This is a genomic window from Roseomonas sp. 18066 (assembly GCF_902706185.1).
Taxonomy (GTDB): domain Bacteria; phylum Pseudomonadota; class Alphaproteobacteria; order Acetobacterales; family Acetobacteraceae; genus Pseudoroseomonas.
On sequence record NZ_CACSJM010000004.1, the window covers coordinates 15480 to 34323 of the forward strand.

The 18844-nt window shown below is 66.2% G+C and carries 14 protein-coding genes and 1 pseudogene; 6 read left to right on the top strand and 9 right to left on the bottom strand.

Annotated features, from left to right (window positions below; all coding sequences use genetic code 11):
* Nucleotides 1-151 precede the first annotated feature (151 nt).
* The 3 genes and pseudogenes from GVN67_RS30500 to GVN67_RS01455 all read right to left on the bottom strand — a co-directional run.
* Nucleotides 152-274, bottom strand: a pseudogene (locus GVN67_RS30500) (LysR family transcriptional regulator); the annotation flags it as partial.
* A 409-nt stretch (nt 275-683) separates the two neighbouring features.
* Nucleotides 684-1493 carry a hypothetical protein gene (locus GVN67_RS01450; RefSeq protein ID WP_159992487.1) on the bottom strand — a complete coding sequence of 270 codons (810 nt, stop codon included), beginning with the start codon at nt 1491-1493 and terminating at the stop codon, nt 684-686.
* Nucleotides 1494-1930: 437 nt separating this feature from the next.
* On the bottom strand, nt 1931-2548 hold the full coding sequence (locus GVN67_RS01455) for a hypothetical protein (RefSeq protein WP_159992488.1): 618 nt from the start codon (nt 2546-2548) through the stop codon (nt 1931-1933).
* Nucleotides 2549-3552: 1004 nt separating this feature from the next.
* Here GVN67_RS01455 and GVN67_RS01460 point away from each other — a divergent pair.
* Nucleotides 3553-4499 (top strand): IS630 family transposase gene (locus tag GVN67_RS01460; RefSeq protein WP_159992489.1). Its coding sequence is split into 2 segments (ribosomal slippage): nt 3553-3892 and nt 3892-4499, totalling 948 coding nucleotides; the frame shifts between segments, so codons are not numbered across the junction.
* Here GVN67_RS01460 and GVN67_RS01465 read toward each other — a convergent pair.
* From GVN67_RS01465 to GVN67_RS01480, 4 genes are all read right to left on the bottom strand, one after another.
* Nucleotides 4444-4971, bottom strand: a complete 528-nt coding sequence (locus GVN67_RS01465) for an SOS response-associated peptidase family protein (protein ID WP_159992490.1) — start codon at nt 4969-4971, stop codon at nt 4444-4446. The genes GVN67_RS01460 and GVN67_RS01465 overlap by 56 nt on opposite strands.
* Before the next feature lie 204 nt (nt 4972-5175).
* On the bottom strand, nt 5176-6660 hold the full coding sequence (locus GVN67_RS01470) for a CHAD domain-containing protein (RefSeq protein ID WP_159992491.1): 1485 nt from the start codon (nt 6658-6660) through the stop codon (nt 5176-5178).
* A 535-nt stretch (nt 6661-7195) separates the two neighbouring features.
* Complete coding sequence (locus GVN67_RS01475; protein WP_159992492.1) at nt 7196-7546, bottom strand: hypothetical protein; 351 nt, start codon at nt 7544-7546, stop codon at nt 7196-7198.
* A gap of 996 nt (nt 7547-8542) precedes the next feature.
* Complete coding sequence (locus GVN67_RS01480) at nt 8543-8929, bottom strand: PRC-barrel domain-containing protein (protein ID WP_159992493.1); 387 nt, start codon at nt 8927-8929, stop codon at nt 8543-8545.
* A gap of 114 nt (nt 8930-9043) precedes the next feature.
* On the opposite strand from GVN67_RS01480, the gene GVN67_RS01485 reads away from it, so the two are divergent.
* Nucleotides 9044-9496 carry an NUDIX hydrolase gene (locus GVN67_RS01485; protein WP_159992494.1) on the top strand — a complete coding sequence of 151 codons (453 nt, stop codon included), beginning with the start codon at nt 9044-9046 and terminating at the stop codon, nt 9494-9496.
* A gap of 314 nt (nt 9497-9810) precedes the next feature.
* Nucleotides 9811-13155: a PAS domain-containing protein gene (locus GVN67_RS01490; protein ID WP_159992495.1), complete on the top strand. Its 3345-nt coding sequence runs from the start codon at nt 9811-9813 to the stop codon at nt 13153-13155.
* Here GVN67_RS01490 and GVN67_RS01495 read toward each other — a convergent pair.
* A complete protein-coding gene (locus GVN67_RS01495; protein WP_159992496.1) occupies nt 13148-13546 on the bottom strand; it encodes a response regulator in 399 nt (132 codons plus the stop codon). The genes GVN67_RS01490 and GVN67_RS01495 overlap by 8 nt on opposite strands.
* Before the next feature lie 521 nt (nt 13547-14067).
* On the opposite strand from GVN67_RS01495, the gene GVN67_RS01500 reads away from it, so the two are divergent.
* From GVN67_RS01500 to GVN67_RS01510, 3 genes are all read left to right on the top strand, one after another.
* Nucleotides 14068-15234 (top strand): acyl-CoA dehydrogenase family protein, encoded by a 1167-nt coding sequence (locus GVN67_RS01500; RefSeq protein WP_159992497.1) that lies wholly within the window; start codon nt 14068-14070, stop codon nt 15232-15234.
* A gap of 125 nt (nt 15235-15359) precedes the next feature.
* Nucleotides 15360-17291: a PAS domain-containing sensor histidine kinase gene (locus GVN67_RS01505; protein WP_200845079.1), complete on the top strand. Its 1932-nt coding sequence runs from the start codon at nt 15360-15362 to the stop codon at nt 17289-17291.
* Between the two features lie 304 nt (nt 17292-17595).
* Nucleotides 17596-17970, top strand: a complete 375-nt coding sequence (locus GVN67_RS01510; RefSeq protein ID WP_159992499.1) for a hypothetical protein — start codon at nt 17596-17598, stop codon at nt 17968-17970.
* Between the two features lie 27 nt (nt 17971-17997).
* Here the strand turns inward: GVN67_RS01510 and GVN67_RS01515 are convergent, their stop codons facing one another.
* A complete protein-coding gene (locus GVN67_RS01515) occupies nt 17998-18228 on the bottom strand; it encodes a hypothetical protein (protein ID WP_159992500.1) in 231 nt (76 codons plus the stop codon).
* Nucleotides 18229-18844: the final 616 nt, after the last annotated feature.

Below are 18844 nucleotides of genomic sequence, written 5' to 3' on the forward strand. Positions count from 1 at the left end.
TGAGCCACCGGCGTTCGCAGGGCACCTTCACTGGGCTTAGTATCCGTGGGCTCCCTCCGCTGGATTCGTGTAGAAGATTGCGACCTTGTTCCCCAGGGGATGGCGGAGATACCTCAGCCGCCAGCCTCGACCCGGCTTTTGTCAGCTTTACCTAGCGCGTCGTGTGCTCGGCCAGCCAAATGCCGAGACGGGTTTCCAGGGCGGCAATGCGCTTGGCGACCACAGTCGCGTGCCGCTCTAGGACCCGTCCGGCCCCAACGAAGGAGCCTTGCTCTGCGACCGCGAGCTAAGCCCTGATTTTCGTCGAGATGATCGCTTCCCAGGTCGTACACGGCCTCGGCAAAGAGGCGAGATGCCTCAAGGGCAACTCAGCCGCGCTGCGCCTATGAAGTCGACCCGGATAACCCGCTTAGGGACCGATTAGGCAGCGCTTCAATGGCACCGAGCAAACCGCCGACCTGCCGAAGCGCCTTTGTCAGATCGTGCACGGATGGGGCGCCGATGCACAGCCGTAGGCCGCACATCTCGGCCGTTGGGCAGGTCGATGTTGAGGCGGGTGGCGTCGCCAGGATGCCGAGCGCCTGCGAGGCACCGTCCAGTTGCTCCGCCGACCGGCGCGACATCGGCAGCCAGACGTGGTAGCCGACCTGCCCCGGTGCCCGCATCGCCGCTCCAGCCCGATGTCAGCGAAGGTGCCGCACTGGTGTGGGCCGCCGCAGTAGAAGGCCCACGACACTCAGGTCCGCGATGAGGCGTCCGGTGAACGCCTCCAGCGCGCCGAGGGTGGCCTCGCGCTGTTCAGCAGGGAAGACGCCCGGCGGGCGCAGCGCGGGCAGCAGGCGGGCTGCAGTAGCGTCAGCCATGTCGATGAGAACCGACCGCCCATCTGCCAGAAGGCCTGTTTCGCTGACCTTGGAGAGCGCGGCGTGTAGCGGAGGAAGCAGGTCCGGCCAAAGCGCGAGGTGCCGATAGAGGCTGGGAATGGCCCGGGCGCCCTCCTCGCCGTGCAGGGCCGCCAGCTTCCGCACCATCAAGGAAGTTTCGGGCTCCAGCCTGTCCAGCCGGGGCATGCCTGGCACGGACGCGAGCGGCGCGGGAGCACCGGATTGCCGCTCCAGCAGGCCGCCGCCACCAGCGGCTTGACCGGCCATCGCCTTCCTCAAAGCCGTGAGCAGCTGCAGGTTGGTGGTGTTGCCACGGTTGTAGATGTCGACGACGGCCGCCTGGTCAGCGGTCAGGGTTGGGAGCGCGGGCGCCATGTCGCCCGCTAGTTGCCAAAGCCGCTGGCCCATCCTGTCCTGTCCCTGCAGGACCTCGAGCGACCGCATGACCGGCCGGACGGTGGACCATGCCCAGGGCAGCACACCCGGCAGGGCTGCGAAGTGCCGCCAAATGAGATTGACCAAGGGGAGCCCGAGCTCCTGACGAAGCTCCGCATAGATGGCAGCGGTTTCTCCTGCGGCATCGGCTTCATGGATTTCGGCAATCGTCATGCGGGCTCCTCCCCGTGCTTTTTTGATGGACGGCCCATGCTCGCGCGCTGCGCTGCCGATTAGATGGGCCCGGCTATCCAGGCCATCCAGCCTCGCTAGCAAGGGCTTCCACGCTTCCCAGATTCTATTCAAGGTTCGGAGCTGATTCCGCCCTTAGATCAATCGGTTGCGAGGCTCTTCCCCTACGGATCGCGCCCGGAACGGTTCGGCTTGGACAGCTCCGCCACGGGCACATCGGGCGGCGCCTGGTTGCCGACCAATGCTGCAGGTTTACCGTGGAACTCTACGCCATACGCCCAAGCCGTACTGACCGTGGAGCTCCACGCTATCGGCATTTTCCCACAGCGTCGCCAGGGTCCCTCGGCTGGCAGATCATGCTCCCGGCCGGGGAGCTGAGCGGGACACTGCCCTGGGGCTGCCCGACCAGCGCCTAATGCTCAAGCCCTCGACCTTCTCGCCTTTCCAGTCGTTCCGCCCACCGGACCAGGCCGTTCTGGAAGCGACGCGCTACCTAGTGGCTTTGGCTTCCTCTTGCGCCCAACCTTCCTAGTGGCAGCCGCATCTGAACCGGACGCAACAGCTTCCCTCAGGTTGCTCAACACCTCGACCGGCGGATCCGTGACCTCTGGCATCGGAAACTCCTGTGCCCACGGCTGCCAGGTATCCAGCGGGGGACAGATCGTTTCCAAGGGACCACCCTTCCCTCTCTCAATGAGGATGGTTGCCGCGACCAGCAGGGCATCCTCCGCGCTCTGCAGGGTGCAATCCTGCACTTTCCTGCTCCTGACGGGACGTTCCTCAACAAGGCGCCAGCTGACAATTTGGGGCGCCACCTTGAAGCCAGTCTTCTTGCCGTCCTGGAGAACGTTCCCCGCCGCATCGGTGCTGAAGACCGAGTCAGCCAGGAGGATCGACCCCCGCTTTGGTCCTTCCGGAGGCTTGGGGGCAGCACGATGCTTGTGCATCTCAAGCACATAGGCCTTCGAGCGGGCCTCGAGGTACTCCAGTTCCGGAGCAAACGCAGGCTCCAGTCGCCGGATCGCGTCCAACGTCACCTTTTTGGTTCCCCAAAACATCCAACCCAGATGATGGTGATCCCCGAGCCGGTCCAGGGCCCAAACGGCGGATCGCAGCGCTCCCACCAGGGCCCTCGTCTCTTCCTCCAGGCGCTCTCGATACTTTGCCGTCCGCTTCGCAGTACTTGCGGGTCCCACTGAAGGGTCACTTGGTGGCCGCCCTCGCCGCCTGGGAGCGATGTCCTTCGAAGGCGATGCCTCGCTGAAGCGAGTTGGCTTCTCAGCTGACACACCAGCCACCACCGAAGCTCCGGCAGATTTCGTGACGTCACGGATTTCGGAGGCTTGGTCCTTGGAGGCGCGGCGTTGCTTGGAGCTGCTCCTCAAGCTGCGGTTCGACGCCATACCGTGTGACCTCAATCCAATCCGTGACGTCACGATAATTTCGCAACCTATCGTTTGTCGACCCTTGATTCGTGACGTCACAATAATTCGGCGCTCCATGGCGCTGGTTGCTTTCTGTGACGTCACTTTATTCTGATGCTCAAGGCTGCGTGAGGACCATCGGACCCCGCTTCCCGGCCTATCGGAGACCAGCTGAAAAGGATGACCGCATCAGGCTGCGCACTGGGCTGCCTTCACCGACAGCGAAGTCCGGGGGCGGATGCCGGGTCGTGGCGCAGCGCGCCATTCCAGGCCGAGCTTGGGCTGCCTAGCGCCTGTCCGTACGACTGAGTCGAGCGGCGGTGGGCTTGCCGCGGTGGATCACTCCGGGTCCTTCCGGTTGCCCCTGGACACGATGAGCATCTGATCGTCGGGCAGTGGGCGCTGGAGCTCGCGGGCAATCTTCCAGGGCGCCTTCAGCCAAGTGGTCATCTCATCTGGCATCGTCAGCGGCACCGGCATGGCTTTCGGGTGGATTGCGCCGACGGTCTCATTCGGGTCACAGGTTAGAGCGGTTTCCGGGCTGTCTGAATCGCTTGTGATCGCGGGCTGGGCTCGGAGCTGATTCACTGTCCATCGTGACGGCGACGGTGGTCAGGATGTCGAAGGCGCTTTCGGTTGATCTGCGCAGCCGCGTGGTGGCGGCAGTGGCGGCGGGCTCATCCTGCCGGGCGGCGGCGGCGCGCTTCGGGGTAAGCCCCTCAAGCGCGATCCGGTGGTGCGCCCTGGTCCGGCAAGTTGGTTCAGTAGCCCCTGGCCCGTTGGGCGGAGACCGCCGGTCGGCGCGGATCGAGGCATATGCCGGGCTGATCCTGGATCTGGTCGACAAGCAGCCGGACATGACGCTGAAGGAGATCCAAGGCGCATTGGCGAAAGCCAGCGTGCCGGTCGGCATCGGCAGCCTGTGGCGGTTCTTCCAGCGGCACGGGATCACGCGCAAAAAAAGTCGGCGCATGCGGCCGAGCAGGACCGCCCCGACGTCCTGAGCCAGCGCTGGGCCTGGTTCGACAGTCAGCTCGATCTTGATCCTGATCGGCTGGTCTTCATCGATGAAACCTGGGCGTCGACGAAGATGGCGCGGATGCATGGCCGGGCGCCACGCGGCCAGCGGTTGCGGGCGCCGATCCCGCATGGCCACTGGAAAACGACCACCTTCGTCGCCGGACTGCGCAACAACGGCATGATCGCGCCGATGGTCCTGGACGGGCCGATCAACGGCGCGCTTTTCCTGACCTATGTCGAGCAGGTCCTCGTGCCTGAGCTCCGGCCTGGCGACATCGTCATCATGGACAATCTCGGCAGCCACAAAGGGGCCGCCGTGAAAGCCGCCATCGAGGCGGCCGGAGCCAGCCTGCGCTACCTCCCGCCGTACAGCCCCGATTTCAACCCGATCGAGAACGCCTTCGCCAAGCTGAAGGCCATGCTCCGGAAGGCCGCCGCCCGAACCCTTCCCACCCTCTGGAGCGCCGTCGGCCGCATCTCCGAAACCTTCACCCCTGCCGAATGCGCAAACTACTTCGCCGCAGCGGGGTACGATGCTGTCTGATCGGGAAATGCTCTAGAAAGCCGTAGAGTTCGTGCTCGCCCTCGACCGGGTTCGACTTGGGGCCACGCGCGCCGGTCCTGCGGGTCCAGATCCCTGCGAAGGCGAAGAGCGGCCGCTGCGGCGCCAGGGCGAACCACACTGGTGTCTTCTTGGGCTTCGTGGCCGCCCACTCCGAAAACGAGGTCACAGGCACTAGGCAGCGGTGCGCAGGCCCGAGCCACCGGCGCCAGTGCGGGCTGAGAGTGTTACGGATGTTGGTCACAGGGTGGCCGCCGTACTGCTCCGGCCCAGGCATGCCCCACCGCATCATGGTGAGCTCGCGCTCGCCGTTCTCTGCCTGGCGCACCACGGGGGCTGAGCTGTCGGGGTAGATAGCGGGCAGTGCTAGGAGGTTTCCCGTGCGGTCATGCAGAGTGCCGGTCAGTTCCATGATGGCGCGCTGGTTGCTAGTCATCGAGTAGAGGTTGCACATCTGGCTGCCTTCCCTCCGGCGTGGCTTTCCCCACTGCGCCTGCCTGCGGGCGGAATAGCGCCTGCCGCAGTGACCATGAGCCGCTGTCGCGCGTGCGCCAGGGCGTCGGTCGGAAGCTGGGCGCCGGGCGTCATCTTCCGGTTCAGGAGCTGGCGCCCCAGTTTCTCGCAAGCCTGATCAGATGCCGACCGCTTTAGTCGAAAGTTATCCCAGTGCCTCCGGAGATGGTGCCTTCTTGAACTCGCGCCATGCCGTCTGAAGATGGCCCACTGCTGCGGTCCGCCGCTCCTCCGCCCATGACGTCAAGGCTGCCGCAGCAGGACCTAGTTCCGGCGTCTCATCGGCCAGGCGCTGCGCAAGCGTCTCGGCCACGACGGAATCGTTGAACATGCCCAGGTCCTCCTGCAGCCCCTTGCAGTGATGCAGTTGGCCCTTGACCTGGTCGGCCTTCATCAACGGCGCCATGAATTCCAGGGCGTAGCGGAAGCGCTTCAGGGCTTTCCGCAGCCCATGCAGTTCTTCCCCACTGCGGCGCCGGATGCGCTTGCCCCGCGTCCTGACTTTTCGCTCCAACTGTTCGAGCAGATCCGGTGCGGTCTCCTCGATCGGGCGAGACAGCACGTCGCCACTCCCTGTCCGCGCAACGTCGAGCGCCCAGGCCGATAGGTCGATGACCAGGTGCGTCAGGTGCGGCTGCGCGAATTCATCGGACAGCCTGGAATGGGCGCTTTTGCGTTCGGCTTCTGCTGCTCCCCGTAAGGCCAACATGAACGGGGCTGGGACGCTGCCCGCGGCATCCACCAGTGTTTCCGAGCAGAACACATCCCAGTCCCGGGCCTCGCCCAGGATGCGGCCCAACCGGCGGAGCGTCTCGGTGAAGCGGGCCTCATCTCCCTTTGCAAGGTGGGGACGGAACAAAGTCAGAGCGGTCCGCAGGCGACGCACGGCAATGCGCATGCGATGGACGCCCTTGGCATCCGCCGCAGCGGCGGCAGGCTGATTGTCCACCAGGGATGCGATGAGGCTGGATACAAGGCGGTTGATGGCTTCGGTGCCGGTGACGCCTGTGGGTATGGTGGGCGCGTCTGCCTTGACCGCCTCAGGCGGCGCACCAGTAACAAGGCGCCATCCACGCGCGGCCTTACTTTCGGGACCGAGCACCAAAGGAAGCGTCGACTGCAGCGCCAGGGCCAGTTCATACAGCGCGGCAGGAGCGGCGCCCTTGAGTTCAAGCTCCAGCTCGCTCAGGGCTACAGTTTGGCCCTTAGCCCAAAGCGACCCAACGTCCGTGGTCACCTCGATGAGGCCGCCCGATGACGGGCGGAGGACACGCACCGTCCGGGTGACACCGCTGGTGAAGACTGGTTCCACCTTCTCCGCGGCCAAGTCCCTCAACGGCGTGTCTCGCAGGAGCGACAGATCCACCTGATCCCCTGCGAGCTGCCATTCCCATTCGTGGCGGGAGAAGGCGTTGCCGTCGCGAGGCAGCTTCAGCGTCTGCACGCAACGACCGTCGGCCTCCCGTAACCTGAGCGACGCACCTGCCAGTCGGAACGACTGCGCCGACGTGTCGTAATAGGTTGTCACCTCCTGCCGGGAAGATCGGCTTTCGGCACCTTGCAGCAGGGGATGTGCGTCCACTGCATCCTGCATGCCTTCCGGCAGGAGGAACTTGATCTCGGTTTCCATTGTTGAGGTGTCTTGGTCTGCGGTCATGATCCTCCCCAACACCCAGATCGCGGCCTTCGTTGCGTACAGGGCTCTGTGACACCCCGCCTCGGAATGGCCTTCTCAAAGGCCGCCATCAGCAGTGCCGCAAGCAAAACTGCTTTCTGGCCGCAACGCCGAGAGTGCGACCGTTAATGTCGCTGGACGGCATAGCCGCAGCCCGAGCGGAAATCATCCTGCAGCGGTTATGGTGCACAGGCATCAGCCAGAACCGCTTGTGCAGACTGCGGCTATTGCGGTGTAGGTCACCGGATGTGCCGTAACGCTCCGGCCCCGACGTTCCCTAAGGCATCACGGTCTGCTCTCGCTGACCAGCCTACGTTTTACACGCCTCCGAAGCCCTGTTTGAGTAGATGGCGGGCACCGGCGGTAAGTTTACGGCGCGGTCAAATAGAGCGCGGGTCAATCCCATGATCGCGCCTCGGCTGCAGGTCAGCGAGCGGCAGTTGCACAACAGCCCCCCACCCTTTCCCTAGTGCCGCCGCTGGTGGTGAAGTCAACGCTCAAGCCTCGGGGTTCCGACGGCGCGCGAAGTCCGACGGTTTGGCGAACACGTCTCAGTTCGCTGACGCCGCTCCCGCCAGAACTCCCACGAGAGCCAGACGATCCCAACGGTGCCCCCTGCCGTGGCGGCCGCTCCAGCCACCCACATGCCAAGCACGAGCGCCGCCTTGCCGACAGTCGCCCCAGGATCCACGATGCCGTCCAGCCAGCCCACGGGCATTGGCTCACCGCTGAAAGCCAGCAGCGCGGCGGCTGGTGCGGTCACGGCGGCCATCTTCAGGGTGTAGGTTGCCAGGCTCATGGTCTGCTTCCCCTCATCGACACCAAAACGTCTGGGCAGCATAGGATGTTCATCGGCGCCTGCCACGGCTTACGGCGCCTAGGCTAGCATGGCGGCCGGAGGACTCCATGCCGCCCTACCCAGTTGATCCGATTGTCCAGGGTGAAGCTCGCCGCCTCGCCTCCAAAGATCTCGACCGCGACCTTGGCAGGGTGGCCAAGCTGCTGGCCGAGCGTGGTCACCATGGCCCTGATGGCAGGCCCTACCCCACTCGCACCCAAGCTCACCAGCTCGACGAGGAGCTCCTGCGCAGGCGCTAGGACCGTCAGCGAGCGCTCAGGGCCGAGGCAGGTGCCGACTACAACCACTGGCTCATCCAGGACGGACGAGGAACCTCAGTCGGTGCTTGGGCGACGGAGAGTGCACCGTCCGCTGAGGGCGTGGATTTGCGCGATTCGCTGTACGGGCCGTCGGTCAGGCGGGCACCGATGCCCTTCGCCGGTTCCCCCGCCGCCGTGGAGGAGGCGTTCCCCGGCCGCCTGCGCGCCCTCGTCCTCTACGGCTCCCGAGCGCGAGAAGACCACGGCGAGGGCAGCGAATGGGATGTGGCCGCCTTCATCGATAGGTTCGACCTTGGAGGGGAAAGTTGACGCCTGAGCGTGCTCGTGGTGCCCTTCCGCCGAGCATGTCGTCATCGCGCCTTGGGCCTGCCCGCGGACCAGGACGGCGTCGCCCCTGATCTCCTCGCAAGCATCGGCCGGGACCGCATTCCGTACGGCGCTCAGATGACCTGGCTTCTGAAGGGATCCCCCTTTGATAGCGGCACGTTCCTGACCTGCACGAACCGGTCAAAGGGCAGCTGCTTCGCCTGCGGGACATGATGCTGCCTAAACTCACGGCCTGATGCAGCCAAGACCTGCATCAGGCCACTCCACCTACAGTGGCCGCCCGGCTCGCCACGAGAGAGCTAACCCCCGCATCTTTCTATGCTGCCGCGCAGCATTCACTGCATCGGTGTCAGCAATGGCTTGTCCCGCGGCGGAGCGCTGGGATCTGCGGCTAATCGTTATAGGTGACGCCACGCAGCGAGCGGACGTTGTCGCGCGTCATGTTGATGGTGATGCGGCGCTCGCCCGGCGTCACGCGGAGCTGGTTCAGGTCCACCGCCACATGCTTGTCGGTCAGGCCAAGGCGGTTCTCCACCTCGATGACGACGGTGGTGACCCGGCCGCTCGCGGGGTCGATCACGAGATCCTCGACCTCGCCAATCTCGGTGTTGTCGGTGGTGTAGACGTCGCGGTCCATCAGCTGCTTGGCGCGAATGTGGTTCGCATCGATCTGCATGCCTGCCTGCGTGCCGGTGGAAGGCGTGGTCTGAGCAGTCGCTGCCAGCGGTGCAGCCAGCAGGGCGAGGCCGGTCACGGCGGTAAGAAGGTGCGCGCGCATGGTTGATGCTCCTTCGAGTTGGTGCAATGTGCAACGCCAGCACATGCCGTCCGGTTGAGGGCAAGGCGCGCGGGTGCCGCCGCCTACCGCCGATCGGGAGTCATTCTGCCTAGCATGCCCACGAAGCTTCCCCTGAACCCGAAGAAGAAGCGGCCAGGGCGGCAGGTCGCCGCGCTCCCGCTCAGGGTCCAGGATGGCGAAACCATGGTCCTGCTGGTAACTACCCGCGGGACCGGCCGCTGGATGGTGCCCAAGGGCTGGGCCGAGGTGGGCGTGGCGCCGCACGATCTCGCCGCCAAGGAGGCTTTCGAGGAGGCCGGGCTGGTGGGAGATGTCTCGCCGGAAGCGGTCGGCGACTTCACCTACGAGAAGCACCTCGACAACGGCCAGAAGGTGCTCTGCAAGGTTGGTGTCTATCCGCTCTGGGTCACCCAGCAACTGGAGAACTGGCCGGAACGGCAGCAGCGGGAGACGCGCTGGTTCACCCTGGCCGATGCGGCCCGCATGGTGGACGAAAGTGATCTGGTGAGCCTGCTGCTGAGCCTCACCGCGCCAGAGCGGCGATGAGCAGGTGGCACCTGGCGCCCCGTTCCGCGTTCTACTGACCCCGAAAAGCAAAGGTTATGCTGTTTCCCTGGGCGAGGTGAGTGACGGATGTAATCGCCCCTACTGAAACTGCGAAGCCCAAGTTGTGGCCATGTTCAGGGATGATGATTTCCTGGAACAGGGCTGCTATGTCCCCCCCCTTCCACGCTCCCGAGTGATCGAATGTTGGCTTGGCTTCGAACCGAGATGTGCCACCTCGCGCAGTCACGAACCGCTCGGGCTCGAAGCTTTGCGGCGGGCGATATCGCCTGCTGTGCCGGGAGCATCTGAGGACCATGGACGACGCACATCAGGGTTCCAGCTGGACCGAGGCCGAACGGCTCGCGGCCCTCAAGCGCTACGGGGTGCTGGACACCCCAGCCGAGCGGGATTTCGACGACCTCGTTCGCATGGCCTCTGGCCTGCTCGGGACGCCCATTGCTGCGATAAACCTCATCGACGCCGACCGGCAGTGGTTCAAGGCCGAGGTGGGCCTCGACGTGCGCGAAATGCCGCTCGACAGCGTCATCTGCGCCCGGCTGCTGCTCAGCCAGGACGAACTGGTCATCCCGGACCTGCTCGAGGACCCCCGCTTCGCCTGCAATCCGCTGGTCGCCACAGACCTTGGGCTGCGCTTCTACGCGGGCGAGTTGCTCCGGACACCGGAAGGGTTGCCGCTGGGAACGCTTTGCGTGCTCGACACAGCGCCGCGGCCGCAGGGCCTGACGGAAGGGCAACGCTTCGCGCTCCAGACCCTGTCTCGGCAGGTGATGAGCCAGCTCGAGCTGCGCCGCGCCGCCGCCGAGCGGGACCGGGCGCACGAGGCGCAGCGGAGCACCGCCGCCCGCGACCGGCAGATCGTCGACAGTCCGACCGACTTCGCCATCGTCGCGACCGACCTCCAGGGGCAGGTGACCCGGTGGAACACCGGCGCCGAGAACGTCCTCGGCTGGACCGAACGGGAGATGCTGGGGCAGACCGCCGAGCGCTTCTTCACGCCCGAGGATCGCGCCGCTGGCCGCATCGAGGTGGAGATGCGCGGCGCCCTGCGGGATGGGCGCGCCAATGACGAGCGCTGGCACCTGCGCAAGGACGGCACCCGGTTCTGGGCCAGCGGGGCCATGACGCCGCTGCGCGACGAGGCGGGACAGCCGGTGGGTTTCGTGAAGGTGCTGCGCGACCGGACGGAGCAGCACGAAGCAGGCGCCGCGCTGGACGCCCTGTCGGAGCGCCACCGGCTGGCCCAGCGAGCCACCAGCGATGCGATCTGGGACTGGGACCAGCGGAGCAACGCCGTCTCCTGGAACGAGGCGCTGCAGGCCGCCTATGGCTGGCGGCCCGAGCAGGTCGAGCCGACGGGTGACTGGTGGATCGCGCAGATCCATCCCGAGGACCGGGGCTGGGTCGACGGCGCCATCCACGCCGTCCTCGACGGCACAGGCGAGCACTGGGCCGGGGAGTACCGCTTCCGGCGGGCGGATGGCAGCTACGCCGAGGTGCTGGACCGCGGCTACGTCATCCGGGATGGCCAGGGCCGCCCGGTCCGCATGATCGGCGCCATGCTCGACCTGACCCAGGTGCGGACAGCGGAAACCGCCCTGCGCGCCAGCGAGGAGCGCTTCAGGACGATCCTGGAGACGGTGGAGGCCGCGTTCGCAATCGTGCAGGTCAAGTTCGACTCGGACGACCGTCCCGTTGATTACCGCTTCCTCGAAGCCAATGATGCCTTCGCCCGCCAGGCTGGCGTGGATTTGCGCGGCAAGTGGGTCACCGAGTATGCCCCGGAGCTGGAGCAGTTTTGGTTCGACACCTACGGGCACGTCGCGAAGACGCGCGAACCGATGAGCTTCGAGAGCTACGCCAAGGCGTTCGCGCGGTGGTTCGACGTCCGCGCCGTGCCGGTCGGCGACCCCGCGGACCGGCAGATCGCGATCATCTTCGGCGACGTCACAGAGCGGCACGCCGCCGAGGAACGCTTGCGCGCCAGCGAGGCGCTGGCGCAGGAGAACATCCAGCGCGTGCAGCTCGCCCTCGCGGCCGGGGCCATCATCGGCACCTGGAACTGGGACCTCCCCGCCGACCGCTTGACGGTGGACGAGGCCTTCACCCGCACCTTCGGCCTTGATCCCGCTCTTGGGCAGATCGGCCTCAGCTTCGAGCAGATGGTTGCCACCGTTCACCCTGACGACAAGGCCGGGCTGGTCACCGCCACCAACGAGGCGATCGCCCGCGGTGGCCCCTACGTCCACCAGTACCGGGTACGGCGCGCTGACGGGAGGTACTGCTGGATCGAGGCGAACGGCCGCGTCGAGCACGCGCCGGACGGCACGCCGCTGAACTTTCCCGGCGTTGTGCTCGACGTGGAAGAGCGGCGTGCGGTGGAGGCGGAGCGTGACCGGGTGGCCGCCGAGTTGCGTGCCCTGACCGAGACGCTGGAGCAGCGCGTGGCTGAGCGCACGGCGGAGCTGCTGCATGCCGAGGAGCAGCTGCGGCAGGCGCAGAAGATGGAGGCGGTGGGGCAGCTCACCGGCGGCATCGCGCACGACTTCAACAACCTGCTGACCGGCATCACCGGTTCTCTGGAGCTGCTCGGCACCCGCATTGCGCAGGGTCGGCTCAGGGAGCTGGAGCGCTACGTCGCGGCTGCCGACGGTGCCGCCAAGCGGGCGGCGGCGCTGACGCACCGGCTGCTTGCCTTCTCGCGCCAGCAGACGCTGGACCCGCGCCCCACCCACGTGAACCGGCTGGTCACGGGAATGGTGGAGCTGGTCCGGCGCACCATTGGCCCCGCCATTACGCTGGAGGTGGTCGGCGCCGCCGGGGTCTGGTCGACGCTGGTGGACCCCCACCAGCTGGAGAACGCGCTGCTGAACCTCGCCATCAACGCGCGTGACGCCATGCCGGAGGGCGGCCGCCTGACGGTGGAGACGGCCAACGCCTGGCTGGACACCCGTGTCGCGAAAGAACGGGACATGGCGCCCGGCCAGTATGTCACGGTAAGCGTGACCGACACCGGCACCGGCATGCCGCCCGAGGTCATCGCCCGCGCCTTCGACCCGTTCTTCACCACGAAGCCGCTGGGCCAAGGCACGGGGCTTGGGCTGTCGATGATCTACGGCTTCGCCAAGCAGACGGGTGGGCAGGTGCGGATCTATTCCGAGCTCGGCCAGGGCACGACGGTGCGGCTCTACCTGCCGCGCCATGTCGGCGAGGTGGAGGCGGCGGAGGAGATGCCCAGCCTCGCCCAGGCGCCGAGGGCGCTGGTGGGACAGACGGTGCTGGTGGTGGATGACGAGCCGACCATCCGCATGCTGGTCACGGAAGTGCTGGAGGATCTCGGCTACGCCGCGGTGGAGGCCTCGGACGGCGCCTCCGGCCTGGGCATCCTGCGCTCCGACGCGCGCATCGACCTGCTGGTGACCGATGTCGGCCTGCCGAACGGCATGAACGGGCGCCAGCTGGCGGATGCCGCGCGCCTCACCCGGCCGGAGCTGAGGGTGCTGTTCATCACCGGCTATGCCGAGAACGCCGTGGTCGGCAACGGGCACCTGGCGCCGGGCATGCACGTCATGACCAAGCCTTTCGCCCTGGAAGCACTAGCAAGCCGGATTAAGGAGCTGATCGGCGGATCGTCTACGTGAAGTCCCGCGGCTTGATTCCGCGCTCGTTCTCGCCCGACAGATGCCGTGCGAGGGCCGCCAGGCGGTCCAGCCGGTAGGGCTTTTCAATCAGGACGGCCTCGGGGCTGAACGGCTTCAGGCGTTCCCGGATGTTCGCCGCGTACCCGGTGGCGACGATGACGGGAATTTGAGGGAAACGGAACCGCGCGTGGTGCACGACGTCGACCCCGTCGCACCGACCCGGCATGCGCACGTCGGTGACGAGGATGTCGACTTGGTCCAGATGGTCGAGCAGCCGGATGGCCTCGTCCCCGGTCCCGGCTTCCACAACCTCGAAGCCGCCCTCCTCGAACACCTCCCTGGTGACCGTGCGAACCATGATTTCGTCCTCAACCAGCAGCAAGCGGTTCACGCGCGTGACTTCCATTTGACTCGGCCAACACGGCCATGGTCGCTTCAGCTCTTAGATCTTCTCGCATGAACAACTCCTGGTTGCGCCAGTCATTGTTCGCGCACGGGAGGCGTGCCAAGCGCCTTTTTGTGACTTGTGCAAGCGTGGCTGGCAACCTGCCGAGTGCCAGGTGGCTCAACACTCTCATGTTCCGAGCCGGATCTCTTGAAGTGGCGAGCCTCAGGCTGAAGCTTAACGGCCATAGCCGCTCCTGCGAGGTTGGTCAGCTGCCCTCCCTCGCATGGGCGAAGCATCTCAGTTCCCGGCGAAGCAAGTAGCGCAAGATCCGGTAGGCTTTGACACCGCCCAGCCTGGATGACATGGAGAGGACTTGGCCCTCGCTTCCACTCATACGATGGCGCCTCCGGGTCGCTCTTCGCTCTGGCTTGGCCTCGGCCAGCGAGGAGGCGTCCGAGGCCCACGGGGCAGGCTCCCTCCTGCCGAGCAGCCCGAAATGCAGGCGCCCACGAATTGCTGCGCCCATGCTTAACCTACCCTCTGGACCGAACGTTACGAGCCTCGTCCACGCGGCCGAGGACGTGGCGCTCCGTGTTGCCGCGCCGCTGGCTGAAACCGTCGACCGTGAAGGGCACTGGCCGCTCGAGACCCTGCAGGCCCTCGGCGCGAACGGACTCCTCGGCCTGCACGTCCCCAAGCGGCTGGGCGGGCTCGGCGAGGGGCTCTTGGCCTTGGCCCAGGTGACCGAGGTGCTCGGTAGGACGTGCGGCTCGACCGCCATGTGCTTCGGCATGCACTGCGTGGCGACCGCGGTCATCGCGGCCAAGGCGACGCCATCCCAGGAGGAGCACTACCTCCGCCCCATCGCCGAAGGACGGCACATCACATCCCTGGCGCTGAGCGAGCCCGGCACCGGCGCCCACTTCTACCTGCCACGGGCGACCTTCCGCCGCGAGGCGGACGGCTACCGGATCCAGGGCAACAAGAGCTTCGTCACCAGCGGTGACCACGCGGACTCCTACGTCATGTCCGCCGTCGCCCCCGGCGCCGAGTTGGACCCCGGCACCTTCACCTGCCTCCTCGTTGACCGGCACGCTCCCGGCCTCGAATGGGGACCAGTCTGGAACGGGATCGGCATGCGGGGCAACAGCTCCCGGGCCGCCGCGCTGAACGGTGTCGAGGTGCCCGAAGGCAACCTGCTCGGCCGCGAGGGCGACCAGATCTGGTTCGTGTTCGAGGTGGTGGCGCCCTTTTTCCTGGTGGCCATGGCGGGAACCTACCTCGGCATCGCCCAGGCGGCCTTCGACCTGGCGGTGGAGCACCTGCGGCATCACCGCCAAGAGCACACCTCCGAGCGGCTGGCCGAGAACGCCGCCCTGGGAGAGAAGGTCGCGGAGATGTGGGTCCAGGTGGAGCGCTGCCGCCGCTTGCTGCAGCACGCCGCCAGGGCGGGCGACCAGGGCGCGCCGGACGCGGCGCGGGCGCTGTTCGCCGCCAAGATCGATGTGGCCGACACCGTCGTTGTGGTCACCAACACCGCCATGACTCTGCTCGGCGGCCGGGGCTACCAGGAGAACGGCAAGCTGGCGCGCCTCATCCGCGACGCCCAGGCGGCGCATGTCATGTCCCCCACCACCCACCTGCTGAAGGGCTGGCTGGGGCGGTCGGTGCTAGGCCTGCCTCTCCTGTAGCCGGAGGGAAGATGCGCGCTCTGATACTGATAGGCCCGGAACCCGACGCTTGGGCCAGGGCACGGATGGACGGACCGTCCGGGATTGAGGTGTCCGTGGCTGAGGAAGCGGAGCCCGCCCAGGGCGTGGACATCCTGGTGATTTCCCCGTCTCATGCCAGCCCGCTGGCCGCCGCGGCGACCTTCAGGCGCCAGCGGCCTGCCGGAGACATCATCTTCGTCACGGCGCCGGAGCGCCTCGCGAACGTGCGGCGCATGCTCCCCTTCTCCCCGGAGATCGCGGACGCCCGGGTGCTTCCTGCTAACGCGGGACTGGCGGAACTTCGCCGCGCTCTGGCGGAAGCCTGCGAGAGCGTGACGCGGCGCCAGGCCGCCGATAGCCTGCAAAGTCGGCTGAACGCCAGGATCTCGGAGGTGACGCGCCTCGGGCCCCGCGATCTCGCGGAGCACCATGAGGGCGGCAACGCCCTGACGGAGCGCTACCTGTCCACCATCCTGCGGAACGCGCCGGACGCGCTGGTGGCCACGAGCTGCGACGGCGCCATCGTCGGCTGGAACGCCGCCGCCACGCGCCTCTTCGAGGCGAGCTGGGACGAGGTGTCCGACAAGGACTTCACTAGCTTGGTCGCGCACGAGGACAGGACGGCGGCGGCGGCCCTGCTGGCCCAGGCAGCGGCGGGGGAGAGCGTGACGCCGCAGGAGCTGCGGGTGCAGACCAGGGACGGCGCCTTTCGAACGCTGGAGGTGTCCGCCGGTCCGATCGGCGGCGGCGCCATCGTGGGCGTCTCCTTGATCGCGCGCGACATCACCCGGCGCAAGCGGAACGAGGCCAGGCTGCTCGAGCTCAATGGCACGCTGGAACAGCGCGTGGCGGACGAGGTCGCGAAGCGCGTCAGAACCGAGGAGGCCCTGCGCCAGAGCCAGAAGATGGAGGCGGTGGGCCAGTTGACCGGCGGCCTCGCTCACGACTTCAACAACCTGCTCACGGGCGTGACCGGCAACCTGGAGCTCATGCGGAGGCGCATCATGCAGGGGCGGACCCACGACCTTGAGCGCTACGTCACGGCCGCGCATGGAGCCGCCGAGCGCGCCGCCGCCCTCACCCACCGCCTGCTGGCCTTCTCCCGGCGCCAGACTCTGGACCCCAAGCCCACCGACGTGAACCGGCTGGTCCGCGGCATGGAGGAGCTGGTCCGGCGCACCGTCGGCCCTGCCATCGAGGTGGAGCCGATGGTGGCGGCAGGCGGGCTCTGGCCGACCTTGGTGGATCCCGGGCTGCTCGAGAACGCGCTGCTTAACCTCTGCATCAACTCGCGCGACGCCATGCCGCAGGGCGGCCGGATCACCATCGAGACCGGGAACCGGTGGCTCGATGAGCGGGCGGCCCGCGAGCGGGGTGTGCCGCCCGGCCAGTACGTCTCACTCTGCGTGTCCGACACCGGCACCGGCATGCCCCCTGAGGTGATCGAGAAGGCGTTAGACCCCTTCTTCACGACCAAACCCATTGGGCAGGGCACCGGCCTCGGCCTGTCCATGATCTACGGCTTCGCCCGGCAGTCCGGCGGTCAGGTCCGCATCTACTCCGAGGTCGGCCAGGGCACGATGGTCTGCCAGTACCTGCCCCGCCACTTCGGGGCGGGCGAGGCCGCCGAGCCTGTTCCGCACCTGGAGGAGGCACCGCGTGCGGAGCAGGGCGAGACGGTGCTGGTGGTAGACGACGAGCCGACCGTGCGGATGCTGGTTTCCGAGGTGCTGCAGGAACTCGGCTACCAGGTCATTGAGGCGCCGGATGGCCCTGCCGCCCTAAGGGTCCTGCAGTCTCCCCGATGCATCGACCTGCTGGTGACGGATGTTGGCCTGCCAGGCGGCATGAACGGGCGGCAGGTGGCGGATGCGGCGCGGGTGGAGCGTCCCGGGATGAAAGTGCTGTTCATCACAGGCTTCGCCGAGAACGCGGTGCTCAGCCATGGGCACCTGGACCCGGGCATGCACGTCCTGACCAAGCCCTTCACGCTGGAGGCACTCGGCAACCGCATCCGGCAGATCATCACCGGGTAGAGAATCCTGCGCCAGTTGCGAGGGGCTGCTCGCCTGCACAGTTCCGAAGCCTGAGCTAATGCGGCGGCATCGTCGAGCCGCATGCTCTAAATCCACCTTCCCGCAACGGCGACTGGGAAGTTAGCGATGGCGGAGGGTTCAGTTGCCTCAATGCTCCAACGGCCTGATGCAGACGGGTCGTGCAGGTTGGGAGAACCAACTGGGGACGCCCCAAGCACAAGGGGTGGTCAACCGGCAGCGGCACCAGTGTGACCAGGAGCGACGGCTGGCACCACGCCGTCAGCCGGGTTGCCAGAGCCTCCCCATGCTTCAGCCCAGCTCCAAACAGCGTGGCGTCGACTTCTTCCTGATCGAGGATAGTCTGAGCCTGCTCCTCTCGCGCAACAGGGCCAACTACAATGGCGCCGCCCTTCCGCAGGCCATCGCGGAGGTCCATGGCAACAAGATAGGTGGGTTCCACGAGCAGGATGCGTCTGCCTTGCAAGGGGAGGCTGTTGGTGGACATGATGGGCACCCTTCACAGCTTGCGAAGATCCGGGAGCGGCTAGCCGCCTGCCCAACTCTTAACACAGGTGAAGAGTTTCAGCTCTGGGATGCAGGGCTGAACTTGGCTCCTTGGTTCTCGACTGTGCCATACATGGAGTTGATGTATGCGCATGCCATCGTACCGGTTGGGTAAAAGCCATCGTGCTGAGCAGGGTGGACCTCAGTGTTGGTAAGGCAACCCCTGCTGCGTCCTCAGCACCAGCTCGCGGACCATCTCCTGCAAGACAGCTTCGGAGAACGGCCAAAGCACTTCGGCCCGCCCGTCACGCAGCGGGGAGGCGGCAGACAACGGCATCCCGTTCAGCATCAGTGAAGGCAGACGTCGCGCCTCCAGGTCCTTAGCCAGCTGGGCGACTTCGTTCTCGCTTCCCCAAGTGGCATCGAAGAGCACTACATCGACTTGCTCGTGTTGAAGGACTTGCCGCGCCGCGGCCGGTGTTGGCACAGGACCAACGATCTCAGCACCTGCTCTAGCCAAGCATTCACTGATTACATCGGCGCTTTCTGCATTGTCTTCGACTACCAAGACACGGCCTTCAATGGACCTTAACCTTGCAAATCTTAACATAGATTGGGACTCCTGGCTCTCATCGATAGGAGACACCGAAGAGGTGAATACTTCCTTTACTCAAGTTTAACGTCACAGAAATGAGAAAACGGGCTGCCTTCCTCTACCTAGGATCAAGCTTTTTCTTCAACGAAGTAGGTGGGCAAGCTCCCGGGCGGACTAGGATGAGCGCAGAGCGCCGACCTGTTGAATTTACGCTTAGTGACCGCACTCCTAGATTCTAGCGAGCAATACGTTTGGCCGCTTCCTGAGCAGGCTGAACAGCTCAGAGGCCTCCTGCGTACGGTCCGAGAACGAGCCGGTACCTTTGGCACCAACGCTCCGAAGAGGCAGGTCCGCTGCGCTGGGGCTGCGCGCAGACCTTACGTGGGCACCCTCCAAGTGAGAACCTCTTCTACGACTGCGCTGAAACGGTTAGGGGCTTCGGAAGAGCAAGCCG

Coding starts and splice junctions, on each gene's coding strand:
- GVN67_RS01450 (WP_159992487.1), bottom strand. CDS start 1,493: ATGACGATTGCCGAAATCCATGAAGCCGATGCCGCAGGAGAAACCGCT.
- GVN67_RS01465 (WP_159992490.1), bottom strand. CDS start 4,971: ATGTGCAACCTCTACTCGATGACTAGCAACCAGCGCGCCATCATGGAA.
- GVN67_RS01470 (WP_159992491.1), bottom strand. CDS start 6,660: ATGGAAACCGAGATCAAGTTCCTCCTGCCGGAAGGCATGCAGGATGCA.
- GVN67_RS01475 (WP_159992492.1), bottom strand. CDS start 7,546: ATGCTGCCCAGACGTTTTGGTGTCGATGAGGGGAAGCAGACCATGAGC.
- GVN67_RS01480 (WP_159992493.1), bottom strand. CDS start 8,929: ATGCGCGCGCACCTTCTTACCGCCGTGACCGGCCTCGCCCTGCTGGCT.
- GVN67_RS01485 (WP_159992494.1), top strand. CDS start 9,044: ATGCCCACGAAGCTTCCCCTGAACCCGAAGAAGAAGCGGCCAGGGCGG.
- GVN67_RS01490 (WP_159992495.1), top strand. CDS start 9,811: ATGGACGACGCACATCAGGGTTCCAGCTGGACCGAGGCCGAACGGCTC.
- GVN67_RS01500 (WP_159992497.1), top strand. CDS start 14,068: ATGCTTAACCTACCCTCTGGACCGAACGTTACGAGCCTCGTCCACGCG.
- GVN67_RS01510 (WP_159992499.1), top strand. CDS start 17,596: ATGCTTCAGCCCAGCTCCAAACAGCGTGGCGTCGACTTCTTCCTGATC.